This window comes from Cupriavidus sp. GW822-FHT03E04, assembly GCF_058801495.1.
On sequence record NZ_JBXANI010000007.1, the window covers coordinates 299,380 to 315,745 of the forward strand.

A 16,366-nucleotide genomic window follows, 5' to 3' on the forward strand; every position below is an offset into this window, starting at 1 on the left:
GTCTCCGTTGTGGAAAGGATGGCGTAATTTCAATGGGTTCAGAACGCGACGTTGTCGCGCCCTTTGAGTTGCAGCATGGATCGCACTTCGGCGGGCGATGCGATATCGAAACCGAGTTCTTCCAGGATGTGGCGGATCTTCCTGACCTGGTCGGCATTGGACTGCGCCAGCTTGCCGCGCCCGAGGTACAGGCTGTCTTCGAGGCCGACCCGCACGTTCGCCCCCATGATCGATGCGTAGGTCAGCAACGGCATCTGGTGGCGCCCGGCCCCCAGCACGGACCAGTAGTAGTCGCGGCCGAACAGCCGGTTGGCCGTCTCGCGCATGAACGTCACGTTCTCGGCTGCAGGCCCGATACCGCCCAGGATCCCGAAGATCGTCTGGACGAAAAACGGCGGCTTCACCAAGCCGGCATCGACGAAGTGGGCCAGGTTGTACAGGTGCCCAACGTCATAGCACTCGAACTCGAACCGGGTCCCGCATCCTTCGCCAAGCTCCATGAGGATGCGTCGGATGTCCTTGAAGGTATTGCGAAAGATCGTATCTTCCGTGCCCTCCACGTATGGCTTCTCCCAATCGTGCTCCCACTGGGCAATCTTCGAAGCGACTGGGTGGATCGAGAAGTTCATCGAGCCCATGTTGAGCGAGGCCATCTCGGGCCGCGCGCGCAATGGGGGCGCGAGCCGCTCCTCCAGCGTCATCTTCGTGCTGCCGCCGCTCGTGATGTTGATCACGGCGTCGGTCTGCCGCTTGATCTCCGGAAGGAACTGCATAAAGACGTCGGGATCGGCACTCGGGCGGCCGTCCAGCGGATCGCGCGCATGCAGATGCAGGATCGACGCTCCCGCCCGCGCGGCGTCGACCGCCTGCTGCGCGATGTCTTGGGGCGTGATTGGCAGATAGGGCGACATCGACGGCGTGTGGATCGCCCCCGTCACCGCACATGAAATGATGACCTTCTCAGCTGCCATGGCTGTCTCCTGTTTTTGTGTACCGCAATATGGTTATTATGTATCGCTTTGCGGTTACTTTATGGATCGACGTCAGGGTTGTCAAGGGTGCCGGCAACGGCTTTCCCTGTGACGCGTCCAACGGGAGACATGCAATTCCCTCGCAGCCCATGCCAGGACTGGGAATCCGGATGTTCGGCAGCGTTTACCCTTGGTTGACCGATGCCGTTTTGCTGCTTATTGTGTGTCGTTTTGCGGTACAGATGTATCGCATAACGGTTAAATTAAGAGGGAGAGGACATTGAATTCAATGTGTATCGGTGTCGTCGGTGCCGGGCTGATGGGCCACGGCATCGCGCAGGTATTCCTGGAGGACGGCCGGTTCGATGTGTGCGTCTACGATGCCGCGCCAGGCTTGATTGAAACCGTGCAGGAACGTATCGTTTCCAATCTGAAGACGCTGGGACGTCCTGCTGTGTCTTTTGCAAAGCTCAGGCTGAGCGACGACATCTGTGAAGCCTTATCCGGCTGTCAGATCGTGTTCGAAGCTGTGCCTGAGAAGCTCGAGATCAAGCATCACGTCATGCGCCAGATCGAGGCGGTCGTATCTGGCGAGTGCATCATCGCGTCGAACACTTCCGTCATACCCATCGGCCATATCGGCGAAGCTGTCGGCAAAAAAGATCGCCTCGTGGGAACGCACTGGTGGAATCCGCCCTTCCTCATCCCGCTGGTTGAAGTCGTACAGGCGACGGCAACGGACCAGCAGGTCGTCGAACGCACGATCTCGCTGCTGGAATCGGTCGGCAAGGTGGCGGTACACGTCAAGAAGGATGTTCCCGGCTTCGTCGGCAATCGCTTGCAGCATGCGCTCTGGCGCGAGGCAATCGCCCTTGTGTCGCAAGGCATTTGCGATGCGCGGACGGTCGATCTGGTCGTCAAGAACTCGTTTGGCCTGCGGCTGCCGGTATTGGGGCCGCTGGAGAATGCCGACCTGGTTGGGCTGGACCTGACGCAGGACATTCACGCCGTCATCCTGCCGACGTTGGATAGCACCTCGTGGCCGAACCGTATCGTGACGAACAGCGTGCGCGACGGCAACCTCGGCATGAAGTCCGGAAAGGGATTCTACGAATGGACGCATTCGAGTGCGCAGGGCGTCAGGGATCAGCTCCTGGCGTATCTTGCCGCCGCGCTAAAGGAACGCGGCGATGCCCAGGCGTAAGGCGTAACCTTGGGGGGGAACAGGGCTGGAACCTGGGTCAGGCCCTGCGCAGCGGTCCAGCCAGGAGCCGCGCCCTGCATTCCACAAGCTTCTCAGTGAGAAGCGCTTCGCTTTGCACGAAACGGTGGGTCGGGGTCGGCACCGAGATAGCGATGCGCTGGTCCATTGGCCCGAGCAAGCCGATTGCGACGGCGCAAATCCCCAATGAGTTCTCCTCGCGGTCCACGGCGACATGGGTGGCCCGCGTCGACTCAATATCCTTTGCGAGATCGTCCCAGCTGCGAAGGGTATGCGGTGTCAGCTGCTCGAACTTCAGCTTGCCTTTTACCTTGGCCAGGGCTGCGTCGTCCAGCATGGCGAGCAGGGCCTTGCCATTTGCCGAGCAATGCAACGGGAACGCGGCTCCGACAGCGGAAACGGCCCGCAGCACATGCGTGCCCTGTACCTGATCGATAAACACCGCCTTGTTCTGATCCAGTATCGACAAGTCCACAGTTTCTCCCGTCGCTTTCGACAAGTCGACAAGCGCGTCGCGGACCAGATCCGCGATCTCGAACTTCGTCACGTTGGCCAGCGAGAGGATAGCCGGACCAAGCCGCACGCCACTGCCGCCCGAAGCGGACATTGTCAGACCCTCCGCGCCCAGGGCATCGACAATCCGCTGCACGGTCGAGCGCGGCAAATCCACATCTTTTGCAATGGCGCCAAGACTCAGGCCGCCTGGGTGGCTGCTCAACGTGCGCAGTATTTCCGCCGCCCGCGCAATGACCTGGATGCCTGCCCTCGCGGCGCGGGGGTCCTCTCCGGGGTATTCGGAGTGTGGGGTGGGGGACGGTGCCGCGGCGGCGACCGATGATTCTGACTTCCGCATTCTTCAATACTCAAATGGTTGCACGGATGTAGGACGGCGGAAGAGAAAAAGTCTGCCAACTGCCATGCTGAGGTAGATCCTTCGTCCTCAGTGCGCCGGTCCCAGGGCAGAATCTTATTGCAGCAGCGTTATGCATGGAGCCCTATGGATGCATCAAGGACGCCTGCTGCCCCGAAACACGGGTTCAGGAAAGCCGATGCGAATTATAGATCAGCGTAGATTGCGCGCCTCACTTGACCGTCGCGCAAGAACCGTGCGGCTCCACCTCGCATTGGAATGCAGCAGCCTTGCAGCCTGCGGCGACTTATTATTTCGATCGCATTGGTAGGGGGGGCATGAACGCTTTCTCTACTCAGTCACCCGAGGCCGAAGTGTCCACCGAAACCATCGACGGATTGATCATCCTTTCCGGAAGGCAGCGACGGCAGGTCCACGCGGATCATATCGCCCACCAGGCGCCAGAACTGATAAGAACGATGCGGCCGATGCCGCGTCTTTCAGTGAGGCGGTGAACTTGATCCCGAGGGCCAGGCCAACTTGGCCGCGCAGGAGCGGGCTAGCGCTACCGAGCGCCGCGCACTTCGAGAGATCTACGGGCGCTGTCGTTCCCGCGCCCTCCGCGGAGCGTCATCGGTTTTCGGCAGCGAATTGAGAAAATCCCGCGCCAGCGCGACACACTCATCAAAGCTTCAGTCGAAGCTGATCCGCTGGATCCTGGCGAACTGCTCGCGCATGATCGGCGGGCCCGCCTCGATTTTGCCCAGGAAGGCTGCTGCATGCCTAAGCAGAAACGGCGCGGCATGCGCGAGGGCAGTTGGTTCTCGCTCGACCACGACGGCCAGGTCGAAGAGATCCCGTGCGGTGGCGCGGTCGCCCCGATGGTAAAGCTTCTTGGCAACGATTTCGGCTGCAGTCTCCACTTTGACTGGCTGCCCCATGATCTCCCAGACCTCGAATGGCTCGTCGGTCAGGTTGGGCGAGGCCACGACGTCGACTTCGCCGGCATCGAGGACTAGCTTCACGAAGTTCCCCTGCTCCACATAGTCGCTCGTGATGCCCTCTGCAGCCTCGCTCAGACGGGGCGTCATGAACCCTAGATATTGCGGGTCCGGCACAAAGAGATCGATATCGCGTGAAAAGCGATGGCGGTACCGGAGCATCAGGACCGTCCCGCCTCCGAAGGTCCAGAACGGCTCGATACCCCCGTGCTTCCTGACCTCCTCCATCAGCGTGAAGGCGTGAGGGAACAGGCTTTCCCAGATGTCACCCTGGAGCCCAATCTTCATGCCCACAGCCCTGCGCGTGTCGCCATCAATGACTGCGCGAGCCGTCTGAGGTTCTTCCAGATGTCGGCCGGTTTCCGGTGCTGCTTCGCCGCCACCTCGGCCACTACCTTGGTGACGAGTTGCAGTGGCGCCTCATCCAGAACCTGGGCTACTTGCGGACGAAACTCCGCCGGCACCTCGCCAGTGGCCAGCGCCCACTCAAGCTGGTCAGGCGTGAGCTCGCCGGTGTAACTGACGTTTGCGCCCTTCACGGCCATCCATAGCGCGCGGGTCGGCATGCCTCTGGCCTGGCGGTCGGCTTCGGGATCGTACACATCAAGCGCCAGGCCGAGGACGTCCATCAGCCGGCCCAGCGTTTCGAGCGTGGCGTTCACGGTTCCATGCTCGATGCCGTTTAGGGACTGGCGTGACAGTTTGGCCATATCCGCCAGTTGCTGCTGGGTCAGGCCGAGGGCGATCCGCTTGTGTTGAATCGTATTACCCAGGAGTGCAGGGTTCATGGCGACAACCTCCAATCTATTTGTCAAGTATAGACGACATAAACGGACAAATGTTCCTTCGGCAATTGGCGTGCTATGTGCCGCACACGGCTACATCGGAGCCGGAGATGTCGACCACGTCGATACGCGCGACCTTGTCCGCCAGGTGCCGCAGCGTCTTGGCGAGCTCGCCGCGTGCGACCATGGTCTTGCCCAGGCCAAGCGCTTTGCGCGCTTCAATCCGGGCTTCAAGGCCGCCCCGGCAACGCGCGCGGCCGCAGACAGTACAAGTGGTACGGCAATGCCGCGCCACGACGCCAGAATCTTTTTTAAACGGACTCTAAGCCCTATGCGCTGCGAAGTATCGACTGGGCACCTCACCCAGGACATGCTTGAAGACGGTCGCGAATGCACTTGCGCTGCTGTAACCCAGCTCCATGGCAACGCGCGTGACAGGTTCGCCATTGCCGAGCCGAACCACGGCTGCGAGCAGGCAGGCTTGTTGCCGCCACTCGATATAGCTGACGCCGGTATGCAGCCGAAACTGACGGGTAAAGGTGCGGCGGCTCATGCCGGTGCGCTGCGCCATGTCGTCGATGCCGATTTCCAGCGAGGGGAACGCCAGGAACTCGCGGCAAGCGCGATCAAGACGCGGCTCCGCGGGCAATGGCGCATTGAGAGATAGCGTGGGCATGGCGGCGATCTCGTGCAACAGCAAACCCATCAGATAGCCGTCGCGCCCGCCAGCTGCATAGTGCGTGGGCACCGCCAGCGCCTGCTCCAGCAATTGCCTCAACAGCGGCGACACGTCGCAGACCTGGCAATGCGCAGGCAAGCCAAGCCGTTGCACGGCCTGCTCGCGGATGTAGGTGTTGAGCATGGTGACCGGGCCGCGCATCTGCATGGCGTGTGGCAGCCGGGACGGCACCCAGACGGCGCGCTGGGGCGGCACCACCCAGTTGCCCTCGTCGGTGAGCACCGTGATGACACCACGCGCGGCGTAGGCGAATTGCCCGCGCTGATGGCGGTGCGATGGGAAGAGCTCGCCGTCTGCGTAGTCTCGCGCCGTCACGACAGCATCGCGCAGCGTGTTCTCGTAGGGATCGATCGTGGTTTTCCGCATGGCCTGATTTTATTGTTTTTTGACCTGCAATCGAAAGCAGGCCATACGGATTTCCGGCAAATTTCCGTCGATGCCAGCGCTTTACGCCTTGCAGCCAGGAAGAGACACACCGACCATGCAGAGAAAACACCTGTTGCTGGCCATCGTCGTGACGGCCATCTGGGGATGCAACTTCTCCATCACCAAACTCGGGCTTGCCGGGATCGATCCGCTGCTGTTGACGGCCGTCCGTTTTACGCTGGCCGCTTTGCCGTGGGTGTTCTTCGTGAAGCGGCCGCAGGTGGCCTTCCATTGGCTAGCGGTCTATGGCTTGATCTTCGGCGTGGCGATGTGGGCGTTGATCAACCTGGGGATCGCGATGGGCGTACCGCCCGGCAGCGCTTCCTTGTTGATCCAGTTCAGCGCATTCTTCACGCTGGGCTGGGGCGTGCTGTTGTTCCGTGAACGCCTGGCATTGCCCCAGTTGATCGGCATGGTGCTGGCTGCCATCGGGCTGGTGGGCATCCTGCTGGGCAGTCCCGGCAAGGCCACTACAATCGGTTTTATATTGGTGATGGTCAGCGCCGTGGCCTGGAGCATCGGCAACATCGTCATCAAGGTGTCCAAGGTGCGCGAGATCTTCGCCTTCGTGGTGTGGGCCAGCCTGTTCCCGCCGATTCCGCTGTTTCTGTTGACCTGGCTGCTGCATGGGCCGGGGCCATTTGCCGCGTTGCCCTTGCATTTGAGGGGGGGCGCCATGTTTTCACTGGCGTTCCAGGCCTACGGCGCGACGCACTTCTGCTACTGGGGATGGAACCTGCTTTTGCGCGAGTACCCGGTGTCGCGGGTTGCGCCGCTGTCGCTGCTGATTCCGGTGTTCGGCATCGTCAGTTCCCTGTTCATCATCGGCCAACGTCCCAGCGCCTCGGATGGGGTCTGCATCGCGCTGATCCTGCTGGCACTCGCCGTCGGCATGAACAAGGGCCGCATCCTGGCGGCAAGGCAGCCCGTTGAGCGCCGGCCCCTTGAAAGCCGAGTCGCTATGAGGGAGCCTTGAGCGGCACCGACCCGGCCCCAGGCCCCAGGCCCCAGGCCCGAAACGCGCTCCGGTCTTCTGACTCCTGAGGTCTGAGACGCGCTATGCGCATTGGCAAGTTCCAGTTGCTTTGCATTGCGATGTGTGTCAGTTTACAGGATACTTTCATCCAGAATACTGGACACCAATGGACATCAACGATCTCATCGCCCGGCGCGTGCGAACGCTGCGCGACGCCCAGGGCTTCTCGCTGGCCGCGCTGGCTGAGCGCAGCGGCGTGAGCCGCTCCAACATCTCCTTGATCGAGCGCGGCCAGAGCAGCGCCACGGCCACGGTGCTCGACAAGCTGTCCGCTGCGCTGGGCGTCACCGTGGCGTCGCTGTTCGAGGACAGCGCTCCGCAGGCCGAGCCGTCGCCCATGGCCCGTGCGGCGGAGCAGCCGGTGTGGACCGATCCCGCCTCCGGCTATATCCGCCGCAACCTCTCCCCGGCGGCACCCTCGCCGATCCAACTGGTCGACGTGGTCTTCCCGGCAGGCAAGCGCGTGGCTTATGAGACCGGCGCGCGCGAAGCCGATATCCATCAGCAGGTCTGGATGATCGACGGCGTCATGGAAATGACAGTGGGCGACCAGCACTGGCGCCTGGAAACCGGCGACTGCCTGTCCATGCGGCTGGACCGCCCCATCGTCTACAAGAATCCCACCCGCAAGCCCGCGCGCTACGTTGTGGCGCTGGCCACAATGCCATTCACGCCAACCAGGAGAAACGCATGACCGAGATGCCCGGGATGACCGAACCTATCACCGTGCGGCGCGTCGGCGCCGGCGAAGCCGCCGCTTGCATCGAGGCGCTGGCCGATGTGCTGATCGATTGCGTGGAGGGGGGTGCGTCGGTGAGCTTCATGCTGCCGCTGCCGCGCGAGAAGGCCCTGCAGTTCTGGCGCGACGTGACCGATGGTGTCGCGCGCGCGGAGCGCGTGCTGCTGATCGCGCAGGACGGCGAAGGGCAGATCCTTGGCACCGTCCAGATCATCCTGTCGATGCCCGACAACCAGCCCCACCGCGGCGACGTGGCCAAGATGCTGGTGCACCGCAAGGCCCGTCGCCGCGGCGTAGCACAGCGGCTGCTGGCGGCCCTGGACGATGCCGCGCGCGAGGCGGGCAAATCGGTGCTGGTGCTCGACACGGTGACCGGCGGCGATGCCGAACGCCTGTACCAGCGCGCGGGATGGCAGCGCGCCGGCGCGGTGCCGAAGTACGCGCTGATGCCGGATGGCGCATTCTGCGGGACGACGTTCTTCTACAAGCACCTCTGAGCGCGTCGGCGCCATCCGCACGACCGGCGCTTCAGATCATGACCTTGGCTGGCGGCGCCACCGCCCGCATGGCCTGCGCCGCGATCTCGAAGGAGCGCAGGCGGGCCTCGTGATCGTGGATCTGCGCAGTAAGCATCAGCTCGTCCGGCTGCAGGTCCTCGATGAAGGCGCGCAGGCCGTTGCGCACCCCGTCCGGATCGCCCACCACCGAGCACGCCAGCGAGCGCCGGATATGCGTGGCCTCGGTCTCCGTCCACATCAGCTCGATGTTATCCACCGGGGGCCGGATCGGGCCGGGGTTGCCGCGCACCAGCGCCAGGAACTGCTGCTGCAGCGAGCTGAACAGCCGGCGCGCCTGCGCGTCCGAATCCGCCGCGAACACATTGAGCCCGAGCATCACATGCGGCTTGGAAAGCTGCACCGACGGCTGGAAGGTCGTGCGGTACAGGTCCACCGCCTGGCGCATGAAGCCCGGCGCGAAGTGCGAGGCAAACGCGAAGGGCAGGCCCATCGCCGCCGACAACTGCGCGCTGAACAAGCTGGAGCCGAGCAGCCACAGCGGCACCTTCAGGCCTGCGCCGGGCACCGCCCGCAGGCGCTGGCCGGGACGCGGGTCGTCGAAGTAGGCCTGCAACTCCTCCACATCCTGCGGGAAGGCATCGGCGGCATCTTGCGTGGCGCTGCGGCGCAGCGCGCGAGCGGTGGATTGGTCGGTGCCAGGCGCGCGGCCCAGGCCGAGATCGATACGGCCGGGAAAAAGCGAGGCCAGCGTGCCGAACTGCTCGGCCACCACCAGCGGCGAATGGTTGGGCAGCATGATGCCGCCGGAACCGACGCGGATAGTGGACGTGCCGTTGGCAACGTAGCCGATCAGCACCGCCGTGGCGGCGCTGGCGATGCCAGGCATGTTGTGATGCTCTGCCAGCCAGAAGCGCTGGTAGCCCAACCGCTCGGCGTGCTGGGCAAGCGCGAGCGAATTGCGCATGGCCTGGCCGGCGTCACCGCCTTCCACGATGGGCGACAGGTCAAGCAGGGAATAGGGGATCATGGCGAGCGACTGCGGCGCAGCAATTTATTGAACGATCACTATACTAATCACCACTGGCGTCACTGGCAACGGAAAAATATAATGACCACTATGAAAAAGAGTGTTTCCGGTGCGGGCCGCGGGCGGCCCAGGCAGTTCGATCGCGACGAGGCGCTGGGCCAGGCCCTGTCGCTGTTCTGGCGCTATGGCTATAGCTCCACTTCGATCTCCGCGCTCACCGAGGCCATGGCCATCACCGCGCCCAGCCTGTACGCCGCGTTCGGCAGCAAGGAGCAATTGTTCTACGAAGCCGTGGACCGCTATGCGGATACCCACGGCGCGCTGCTCTACGCGCCGCTGCAAGGCGCTGGCAGCGCGCATGACGCCGTGCAGGGCCTGCTCGCCGGCGCGGCCGCCTTGTTCAGCGCCAAGGGCAACCCCGCCGGTTGCTTCCTGATGACGGGCACCAGCTGCTCGGCCGACTGCGCCTATATCGAAGACACGCTGCGCCAGCGCCGCAAGGAAAAGGAGCAAGCCCTGCAGGCCTGCATCCAGCAGGGCATCCGGCGCGGCGAACTGCCGGCCGGCACTGATGCAGCAGCACTGGCCAAGTTCTTCAACACGGTCATGCAGGGGATGTCGATGCAGGCGCGCGATGGCGCGTCGCGCGCCGCGCTGGAAGCCTTGGCGGCTAGCGCGATGCTGGCGTGGCCGGCAAAGGCGGCAAAGAAGGCCAGGCCGCGGGAAACCCAGACAGCGTAACTTGCCGGTGCGGCATCAGGCCGGCGGCTCGGGCCGGCGCCACAGCCACGCCAGCACGCACGCCATGCAGGCAATTGCCCCGTAGGCCAGCCAGGGCCGATGCATGCCGAACAGCAGCACGGCGCTGCAGATGCTCATGGCCGCCGTGGCGCTCCACTTGGCGCGTCGGCTCACCATGCGGCCGTTGTGCCAGTTGTAGAGCATCGGTCCGAACACGCGATGGCCAAGCAACCAGGCATGCAGGCGCGGCGATCCCTTGGCCGCGGCCCAGGCGGACAGCAGGACGAATTCGGTGCTGGGCAAGCCGGGCACGAACAGCCCGAGGATGGCCACCCCGAGGCTTAGCAGCGCCAGCGCGGTCAGCAGCACGCGCGCCGTGCGGGTGCGCGCCAGCCGCAGCGGCGGATCGCTTGCGTTGGCGCCAGGCGGCATCGGCGAAGCCGTATCGGCGTCATCCAAGACCGGTCACCGCGATTGGAAGTGGCGCTGCGGCAACGGCAGAAGACATGTGGCAATTCTCTCGGTTCTGGCGGAGGGCAAGGCTGGCCCCATTGTCCACGCGGGAGACGCAGGTGGTCAACGCCTCATATGCACAGCCAGATTCCATCGCGCTCGTGGTACCCACGGGCGCTGGCACCCGTTTATGTTCGCGCATCTCAGGACATACCGGGCAACGGGCTAGCTGCCAGCACTGCAGCAACGGCCAACACCCCGGCGAGCACCCAGGACTCCACACGCAGAACGGTAGCAAAACGCCTGATGTACCGAGCCGGAGGCACTAACGACGGGTTCTTCAATGAGGCTAGCAAGCGAGGCATTTCAAAGAACCGGTTGTGCCCACCGAGGGCCACGGCAACTAACACGAGGCCAAGCTTGAGCACTAGCAGCCGACCGTACGTGGAGTCGAGCAGGTTGCCTGGCGAACCGACCCCGCGCCACCCGCTGTAGGCGCCGGTGACAAAGAGCGCGACGAGCGCGCACGTGGCCGTATCCGATAGAGATTGAATGAACGACGCGCCGTTCCGGTGGTCACCCTCGGGCGCCTCGGACATCCCCGGCACCACCATGAATGCGGCGACGCACACGATGCCAACCCAAGCGCCAATGGCCAGAAGGTGAACCCAGTCGGCCCAAACGGGCAAGCTAAACGCCCCGGCATCTACCGGATGGCCGGCATGGCTTCGGCTCAGCGCAAAGCCTGCAAGCGCCAGCCACAGAGACAACTTGAAGCCAAGGCCGATTCCGGTCCACCGAAAGAATGAAGCGATAGTGACGTAAAGCATCAGGGCAGCGCCGACGACCCAAGCGTGACCGAAGCCGGTTTCCATCAGCATCGAGCGCACCGCCGGCCCTGCGTGCACCAGCGAAGATTCACTCATCAGCGCGCAATGTATCCAGAAAGCGAGCACGCCGGCCAGGAGCGCAACGACAGCGCCGACTCTGAAACCCTTTGCCAGGTGCAGGCTCATGTGAGCTTGCCACGGGGACGGGGACCGAGCCAGCCAGCGGTCGCTCAGCAGGACACCGACCAGCACCGCGAAACCGAGGTTCTGCAGCGCAGTCAAAGCAAGGCGCGCAATGCCAAGGAAACCGTCGCTCATCGCTTCACCGCGAATTTGTAGTCGCCCTTGACCTTGTGGCCGTCGCGCGTCATCACGCTCCAGTGCACGGCGTAGGAACCCGGCAGCAGTTGCGGGACGGCGACCGTCAGCACGCGCGGATTCGACGAGTCGACCTTGGCCTTCTCCTTGCTAACCGCCGTGCCACTGGCGTCCACAACGCTCACATTGCTAAACGCTGGCTCAAGGTCCTCGTTGAATGTCAGTCGAAGCGGACTCGCCGGCGCATCGACTATGCTGCCTGCCGCCGGTTCTGCGCGTTCGAGCTTGCCGTGCGCGAACGCGAGTGCAGGCGTAAGTCCGATAGCGATGGCGGTCATCATGCCTAACCACGTTTTCTGAGTCATTGCTTTCATGTGTATTTGCTTCCAGATTGCTGGCGGTGAATGCAAATGCGCACATCTGCCCCACTGCCACGTCCACCGCGACTTCCGGCTACCAAGCGGGCTTTGACACCCTCCCTCCGTCGGTGCCAGTTGCCTCTAGAACATGCCCCTGCATGTGAGCAGAGACATGTCAAATCTTGCAAATGGCAAGCTTGGAGTGTCGCATTAACCAATGTTATGGCAACGCCCAGGGTATGCGCCCGAAAATAGACGCACCTAGGGCTTCAAAGGATCGAAGCGGGCGGATGGATATGGCTGACGAATGCTTCCATCAGGCCGGAAGGAGCCTGAGCCGGTGCAGTGTCGAGGTGAACAAGAAGCGCCGAGGCGTAGGGGATGACCGAGGAGCGAAGAGTCGAACCATTGATCGCGCATCCGAGCCGTGTGGTTGGGCGCCTAGTTTAGCGGATGAAGACCAGATCCACCACGTTGATCGCAAGCGCACCGATTCCAATCGCCCACCAAGATACCTCCTGACCCTCCCATAGTGGGAACGTGTATGGCTAAAGGGACTCGTTGCTCGCCCCGGCAGGAAGTGCTTCGCCCGAAACCGAAACCAATACGCCGCCGCACGCTCACGTTGTGAAATGCGCAGCTTCGGTACGGCTCGCCTTTAATTGTTTGCGAGGGGTTGCATGTACACAAAGAGCAAGCCTGCCTTGCCGTCCAGCGCGATGGTATGCAAACTGACCTGGCCGCGGAGTCGTGCCGCCGCGCTCCGGACAATAGCCAGCCCGAGCCCGCTTCCCGGCTGCCCCGACCCGGCAACCCGATAGAACGCGTCGAACACGCGGGGCAACTCCCCTTCCGGGATGCCCGGGCCGGAGTCTTCCACTTCGAAGATGGCGGCGTCGCCCATCCGGAACAGCCGTACATCGACCTTGCCGCCAGGTGGCGTGTAGAGGACCGCGTTGTCGATGGCATTGCGGACCAGCGCGCGAAAATCCTCCTGGTCGCCGCGAATCGTCAGCGCCTCGCCAACCTCCAGGCCGAGGTCGATATCCTTGGAATCCGCGAACGGGAATATCTCCCCAAGCGCATCGATGACCACGGCCTTGGTGTCGATGTCGTGGCTGACCGTTGGGGAACCTGCCTCGTGCTCGGCCAGCATCAGCAATTGCTCAACCAGGGAGCGCATGCGCGAAATGCTTTTTCCCAGCGGCGCGAGGCGAGCCAGGACGGCTTCGGTGGTGTCCTCCACGGTCATGGCGTTCTCTAGCTGCAACGTCATCGCGGTCACCGGCGAGCGCAGTTCATGCGCCGCATCGGCTACGAACTGGCGTTGCTGCGCGATGGCCGACTGCAGCCGCCCAAGCAGCCTGTTCGTCGCACTGACAAACGGCTGGATTTCCAATGGCGCGCCCTGCACGGCGAGCGACGCCAGGTCTGTGTCGCCCTTCTTATCGACCTCCGCGGCGAGTTGCTGCACTTTCCTTAGCAGAATTCGGATCAAAATTCCCGCCAGGAGTATCAGGACAGGAATCACGAGCAACAGCGGAATCAACGTGCGCAGCGCACTGTCGCGTGCAATCTCGTCTCGCGCCGAGGTTCGCTGCGCGACCGCCAGGCCATATTCCGTGTGCAATGGCCTGACGTAAATGCGCCATGATTCGCCGTGGGATTCAATGGTATGCAGACCATCGGATAGCGCGCCCGGCAAAGTCAGCGACAGGTCTGGCGTGACCACGCGGGTGGCTAGCTTGGATACCTTCAGCACCCAGATGCGCATCCCGGGTTCATCGGCCTGCATGAATCCGCCTTGCGAGGACAACGCATTGGCATCGCCTGGCGAGACCAGCCAGGCAATCTCCCTCAGTTCGTCGTCCTGCAGGTCGCGCGCCTCCTCAAAGGCGAACCAGAACGACGCCGCCGCTGCCACGAGCCCGATGACCAGAATCGTGCCGCATATGGAGGCGGATAACATCCATAGGAGTGAACGGTTCACTCCGCCTTTGGCACCATCCATCCCACCCCCCTGATATTCTTAATGACACCCGCGTCGAGCTTTTTCCTGATCCCATGGATGAGGAATTCAATGGCGTTGCTTTCGACTTCCTCGTTCCAGCCGTAGAGGCGCTCTTCGAGTTCACTGCGGGAGCGGATGACGCCGGGTCTGAGCAGGAACTCGCGCAGGAGCGCAAATTCGCGAGCCGACAGCTGACGTTGGACGCCCTGGTACCAGACCTCGTGACTGGCCTGGTCCAGCGAGAGCGTGCCGTTGCGAAGGATGGAGGAGATCTCCTGGCCCTGGCGCCGCGTGAGTGCGCGCAGCCGGGCCAGCAATTCGCCGATATGAAACGGCTTCACCAGATAGTCATCCGCGCCGAGGTCAAGGCCAGCAATGCGGTCTTCTACTGCGCTGCGTGCCGTGATGACGAGGATCGGCACGGCATTCCCGTTCCTGCGTGCCTCGCGTAGTACCGCGAAGCCATCCTTTCCGGGAAGCCCCAGGTCCAGCAGAACCACCTCGTAGCGCTGGGTGCATAGCGCCGTAGCGGCCTGACGGCCATCCGTCGTCCAGTCCACCGCATAACCCGCGTCCCGGAGAGTCTGGCAAATGGCCTCCCCGATAAGGGGATCGTCTTCTACCAGTAGCGTTCGCATCCGCCCCCCAGATTCGGTTGCTTGCATATGCATGCCCGTGCGCAACATGCCAATGCAGACTTAGCTAAGACTTAGCAGGGCTCGTCGCATAGATCACATGTCCGGACTGGCATTGCTAAGTCCCCACTAATTTCCCCAGCCTATTCTCGCCCCGCTTGTTGCCAGCCAACAGCCCCTGACCCGCCGCCGCTCGCCTTCACGGGATCAGCATGGGACGGCGGAATCAACGAAAGGAGCAGAGAAATGGAAAGCGCAAGTGCCACGCTGACGGCAAGACCGGGCTTGGCGTCCCGGATTCTTGCTTCGTCCCGGGCCTGGCTGCTCCCCGCCTGCTGCGCGACCTTGTCGGCATGTGCGTTCGACCATTACGACGCAAGGCCGATCTCCGCCGGCACGCTTGCCACAACCTATAACGCGCGATCGCTGGCTTCGGTGGACTTGCGTGACTTTGTCCAGCGCCATGCCATGCGCGCGGGCACAGGCTGGCCGCCACCCCGCTGGAACCTGGATACCCTGACCCTTGCTGCCCTGTACTACAACCCGGACCTGGACATCGCGCGTGCCCGGCTAGCGAGCACGGAAGCGAGCATCAAGACCGCCGCGCAGCGGCCGAATCCGTCCCTGCAGCTGCCGTTTCAACGCACCCTGGATCCCAAGGGGGGAGACACGCCATGGACGCTCGGCATTACGCTGGACATCCCGATCCAGACTGCCGGCAAGCGCGGCTACCGCATCGACCAGGCTGCCCACTTCGCCACTGCGGCGCGCCTGGAGGTCGCGGCTACTGCCTGGAGCGTGCGAAGCCAGCTACGGACTCAGCTCCTGAATCTCTGGTCGGCGAATTCGCGGGCGAAGCTCCTCGAGCAGCAGCTGGAGCTGGACCAGCGCCTGGACGCGATGCTGGAGAAACGGGTCCGCCTTGGCGACGCCTCGGCGTGGCAGCTGAACCAGCAGCGCGTGGCTCTCATCCAGGTCCAGGCGGATCTGCTCAATGCGCGGCGGCAGGCCGCCGCCGCCAGGGTCCAGGTGGCCAACGTGCTTGGTCTGCGGTCAGCCGCGCTCGATGGCCTGGATATCGACCTGGAGGATTTCGGACGACCGTATGCCGCGATTCCCGCCCCGGAAATCCAGCTGCAGGCCTTGTTGAACCGGGCCGATGTGCTGTCGGGACTAGCGCAATATGAAGCCAGCCAGGCCGCGTTGCAACTGGAGGTGGCCAAGCAATATCCGGACATTCATCTCGGCCCGGGCTATACCTTTGACCAGGGCCTGCACAAGCTTGGCTTCGACTTCACCAATCTCGTGCTGCCCATATTCAATCGCAACGAGGGGCCCATCGCGCAGGCGCGGGCTCGGCGGCTGGCAGCGCAAGCCCAGGTCAAGCGGCTCGAAGCACAGGCCCTGGGTGAAGCCGATGGCGCCATCACTGCCTATCAAGCCACGCAGAGCATCGTGACACGGAATGAAGAGCAGGTCCGTGTGCAAGGCCTCCAATTCAGCGCGGCACGACGTTCCTTCGAAATGGGGCAAACCGACCGGATGGCGTTGACGCTTGCCGAACAGACCGAGCTTGCGGCGCGACTGGCGCTGCAAGATGCCGAACTCCAGATGCAGCAGGCCATCGGCCGGCTGGAAGATGCCATCCAGCGTCCACTCTCGGACCGCGATGCGCTCGCCAATCCGAACAACTGGGTCGAATGAC

At 63.2% G+C, this 16,366-nt stretch carries 17 protein-coding genes; 6 read left to right on the forward strand and 11 right to left on the reverse strand.

Annotated elements, in window-relative coordinates; genetic code table 11:
* Nucleotides 1-38: 38 nt before the first annotated feature.
* Entirely contained in the window at nt 39-971 is a 933-nt protein-coding gene (gene kce / locus AC1RQC_RS12340; protein WP_492374810.1) for a 3,5-dioxohexanoate:acetyl-CoA acetone transferase, read from the reverse strand.
* Nucleotides 972-1,260: 289 nt separating this feature from the next.
* On the opposite strand from kce, the gene AC1RQC_RS12345 reads away from it, so the two are divergent.
* Nucleotides 1,261-2,175, forward strand: coding sequence for a 3-hydroxyacyl-CoA dehydrogenase family protein (locus tag AC1RQC_RS12345; protein ID WP_492883477.1), 915 nt, complete (start codon nt 1,261-1,263; stop codon nt 2,173-2,175).
* 37 nt (nt 2,176-2,212) lie between these two features.
* On the opposite strand, the gene AC1RQC_RS12350 is transcribed toward AC1RQC_RS12345, so the two are convergent.
* The 4 genes from AC1RQC_RS12350 to AC1RQC_RS12365 all read right to left on the reverse strand — a co-directional run bounded on the left by AC1RQC_RS12350 (nt 2,213) and on the right by AC1RQC_RS12365 (nt 5,934).
* A complete protein-coding gene (locus AC1RQC_RS12350) occupies nt 2,213-3,046 on the reverse strand; it encodes an IclR family transcriptional regulator (RefSeq protein WP_492883479.1) in 834 nt (277 codons plus the stop codon).
* Between the two features lie 689 nt (nt 3,047-3,735).
* Nucleotides 3,736-4,332, reverse strand: coding sequence for a nucleotidyl transferase AbiEii/AbiGii toxin family protein (locus AC1RQC_RS12355; RefSeq protein WP_492374807.1), 597 nt, complete (start codon nt 4,330-4,332; stop codon nt 3,736-3,738).
* A complete protein-coding gene (locus AC1RQC_RS12360; RefSeq protein WP_492374806.1) occupies nt 4,329-4,832 on the reverse strand; it encodes a helix-turn-helix transcriptional regulator in 504 nt (167 codons plus the stop codon). The genes AC1RQC_RS12355 and AC1RQC_RS12360 overlap by 4 nt, the downstream gene beginning before the upstream one ends.
* Nucleotides 4,833-5,151: 319 nt before the next feature.
* Nucleotides 5,152-5,934, reverse strand: coding sequence for an AraC family transcriptional regulator (locus AC1RQC_RS12365; protein ID WP_492883482.1), 783 nt, complete (start codon nt 5,932-5,934; stop codon nt 5,152-5,154).
* Between the two features lie 115 nt (nt 5,935-6,049).
* On the opposite strand from AC1RQC_RS12365, the gene AC1RQC_RS12370 reads away from it, so the two are divergent.
* From AC1RQC_RS12370 to AC1RQC_RS12380, 3 genes are all read left to right on the forward strand, one after another.
* Nucleotides 6,050-6,970, forward strand: a complete 921-nt coding sequence (locus AC1RQC_RS12370; RefSeq protein WP_492883484.1) for an EamA family transporter — start codon at nt 6,050-6,052, stop codon at nt 6,968-6,970.
* A gap of 166 nt (nt 6,971-7,136) precedes the next feature.
* Nucleotides 7,137-7,724: a helix-turn-helix domain-containing protein gene (locus tag AC1RQC_RS12375; protein WP_492374803.1), complete on the forward strand. Its 588-nt coding sequence runs from the start codon at nt 7,137-7,139 to the stop codon at nt 7,722-7,724.
* A 5-nt stretch (nt 7,725-7,729) separates the two neighbouring features.
* On the forward strand, nt 7,730-8,266 hold the full coding sequence (locus AC1RQC_RS12380; RefSeq protein WP_492883526.1) for a GNAT family N-acetyltransferase: 537 nt from the start codon (nt 7,730-7,732) through the stop codon (nt 8,264-8,266).
* 31 nt (nt 8,267-8,297) lie between these two features.
* Here AC1RQC_RS12380 and AC1RQC_RS12385 read toward each other — a convergent pair whose 3' ends face one another.
* Nucleotides 8,298-9,314: an LLM class flavin-dependent oxidoreductase gene (locus AC1RQC_RS12385; RefSeq protein ID WP_492374802.1), complete on the reverse strand. Its 1,017-nt coding sequence runs from the start codon at nt 9,312-9,314 to the stop codon at nt 8,298-8,300.
* 81 nt (nt 9,315-9,395) lie between these two features.
* Here AC1RQC_RS12385 and AC1RQC_RS12390 point away from each other — a divergent pair, with 81 nt between their 5' ends.
* Entirely contained in the window at nt 9,396-10,055 is a 660-nt protein-coding gene (locus AC1RQC_RS12390) for a TetR/AcrR family transcriptional regulator (RefSeq protein WP_492808383.1), read from the forward strand.
* Between the two features lie 15 nt (nt 10,056-10,070).
* Here AC1RQC_RS12390 and AC1RQC_RS12395 read toward each other — a convergent pair whose 3' ends face one another.
* The 5 genes from AC1RQC_RS12395 to AC1RQC_RS12415 all read right to left on the reverse strand — a co-directional run bounded on the left by AC1RQC_RS12395 (nt 10,071) and on the right by AC1RQC_RS12415 (nt 14,664).
* A complete protein-coding gene (locus tag AC1RQC_RS12395; RefSeq protein WP_492374800.1) occupies nt 10,071-10,514 on the reverse strand; it encodes a YbaN family protein in 444 nt (147 codons plus the stop codon).
* A 197-nt stretch (nt 10,515-10,711) separates the two neighbouring features.
* The gene (locus tag AC1RQC_RS12400) at nt 10,712-11,656 is read right to left on the reverse strand and encodes a CopD family protein (protein WP_492883486.1); all 945 of its coding nucleotides are present in this window, start codon (nt 11,654-11,656) and stop codon (nt 10,712-10,714) included.
* Nucleotides 11,653-12,030 carry a copper resistance CopC family protein gene (locus AC1RQC_RS12405; RefSeq protein ID WP_492374798.1) on the reverse strand — a complete coding sequence of 126 codons (378 nt, stop codon included), beginning with the start codon at nt 12,028-12,030 and terminating at the stop codon, nt 11,653-11,655. Before AC1RQC_RS12405 ends, AC1RQC_RS12400 begins: the two co-directional genes overlap by 4 nt.
* A 643-nt stretch (nt 12,031-12,673) precedes the next feature.
* Complete coding sequence (locus AC1RQC_RS12410; protein ID WP_492374797.1) at nt 12,674-14,026, reverse strand: sensor histidine kinase; 1,353 nt, start codon at nt 14,024-14,026, stop codon at nt 12,674-12,676.
* Nucleotides 14,002-14,664: a response regulator transcription factor gene (locus tag AC1RQC_RS12415; RefSeq protein ID WP_492374825.1), complete on the reverse strand. Its 663-nt coding sequence runs from the start codon at nt 14,662-14,664 to the stop codon at nt 14,002-14,004. Before AC1RQC_RS12415 ends, AC1RQC_RS12410 begins: the two co-directional genes overlap by 25 nt.
* A 243-nt stretch (nt 14,665-14,907) precedes the next feature.
* Between AC1RQC_RS12415 and AC1RQC_RS12420 the strand changes: the two genes are divergently transcribed.
* Entirely contained in the window at nt 14,908-16,365 is a 1,458-nt protein-coding gene (locus AC1RQC_RS12420; protein WP_492883488.1) for a TolC family protein, read from the forward strand.
* Nucleotide 16,366 lies beyond the last annotated feature (1 nt).

Excerpts from the sequence above, each read along its gene's own strand:
- kce (WP_492374810.1), bottom strand. The coding sequence starts at position 971 with ATGGCAGCTGAGAAGGTCATCATTTCATGTGCGGTGACGGGGGCGATC.
- AC1RQC_RS12345 (WP_492883477.1), top strand. The coding sequence starts at position 1,261 with ATGTGTATCGGTGTCGTCGGTGCCGGGCTGATGGGCCACGGCATCGCG.
- AC1RQC_RS12350 (WP_492883479.1), bottom strand. The coding sequence starts at position 3,046 with ATGCGGAAGTCAGAATCATCGGTCGCCGCCGCGGCACCGTCCCCCACC.
- AC1RQC_RS12355 (WP_492374807.1), bottom strand. The coding sequence starts at position 4,332 with ATGAAGATTGGGCTCCAGGGTGACATCTGGGAAAGCCTGTTCCCTCAC.
- AC1RQC_RS12360 (WP_492374806.1), bottom strand. The coding sequence starts at position 4,832 with ATGAACCCTGCACTCCTGGGTAATACGATTCAACACAAGCGGATCGCC.
- AC1RQC_RS12365 (WP_492883482.1), bottom strand. The coding sequence starts at position 5,934 with ATGCGGAAAACCACGATCGATCCCTACGAGAACACGCTGCGCGATGCT.
- AC1RQC_RS12370 (WP_492883484.1), top strand. The coding sequence starts at position 6,050 with ATGCAGAGAAAACACCTGTTGCTGGCCATCGTCGTGACGGCCATCTGG.
- AC1RQC_RS12375 (WP_492374803.1), top strand. The coding sequence starts at position 7,137 with ATGGACATCAACGATCTCATCGCCCGGCGCGTGCGAACGCTGCGCGAC.
- AC1RQC_RS12380 (WP_492883526.1), top strand. The coding sequence starts at position 7,730 with ATGCCCGGGATGACCGAACCTATCACCGTGCGGCGCGTCGGCGCCGGC.
- AC1RQC_RS12385 (WP_492374802.1), bottom strand. The coding sequence starts at position 9,314 with ATGATCCCCTATTCCCTGCTTGACCTGTCGCCCATCGTGGAAGGCGGT.
- AC1RQC_RS12390 (WP_492808383.1), top strand. The coding sequence starts at position 9,396 with ATGACCACTATGAAAAAGAGTGTTTCCGGTGCGGGCCGCGGGCGGCCC.
- AC1RQC_RS12400 (WP_492883486.1), bottom strand. The coding sequence starts at position 11,656 with ATGAGCGACGGTTTCCTTGGCATTGCGCGCCTTGCTTTGACTGCGCTG.
- AC1RQC_RS12405 (WP_492374798.1), bottom strand. The coding sequence starts at position 12,030 with ATGAAAGCAATGACTCAGAAAACGTGGTTAGGCATGATGACCGCCATC.
- AC1RQC_RS12410 (WP_492374797.1), bottom strand. The coding sequence starts at position 14,026 with ATGGATGGTGCCAAAGGCGGAGTGAACCGTTCACTCCTATGGATGTTA.
- AC1RQC_RS12415 (WP_492374825.1), bottom strand. The coding sequence starts at position 14,664 with ATGCGAACGCTACTGGTAGAAGACGATCCCCTTATCGGGGAGGCCATT.
- AC1RQC_RS12420 (WP_492883488.1), top strand. The coding sequence starts at position 14,908 with ATGGAAAGCGCAAGTGCCACGCTGACGGCAAGACCGGGCTTGGCGTCC.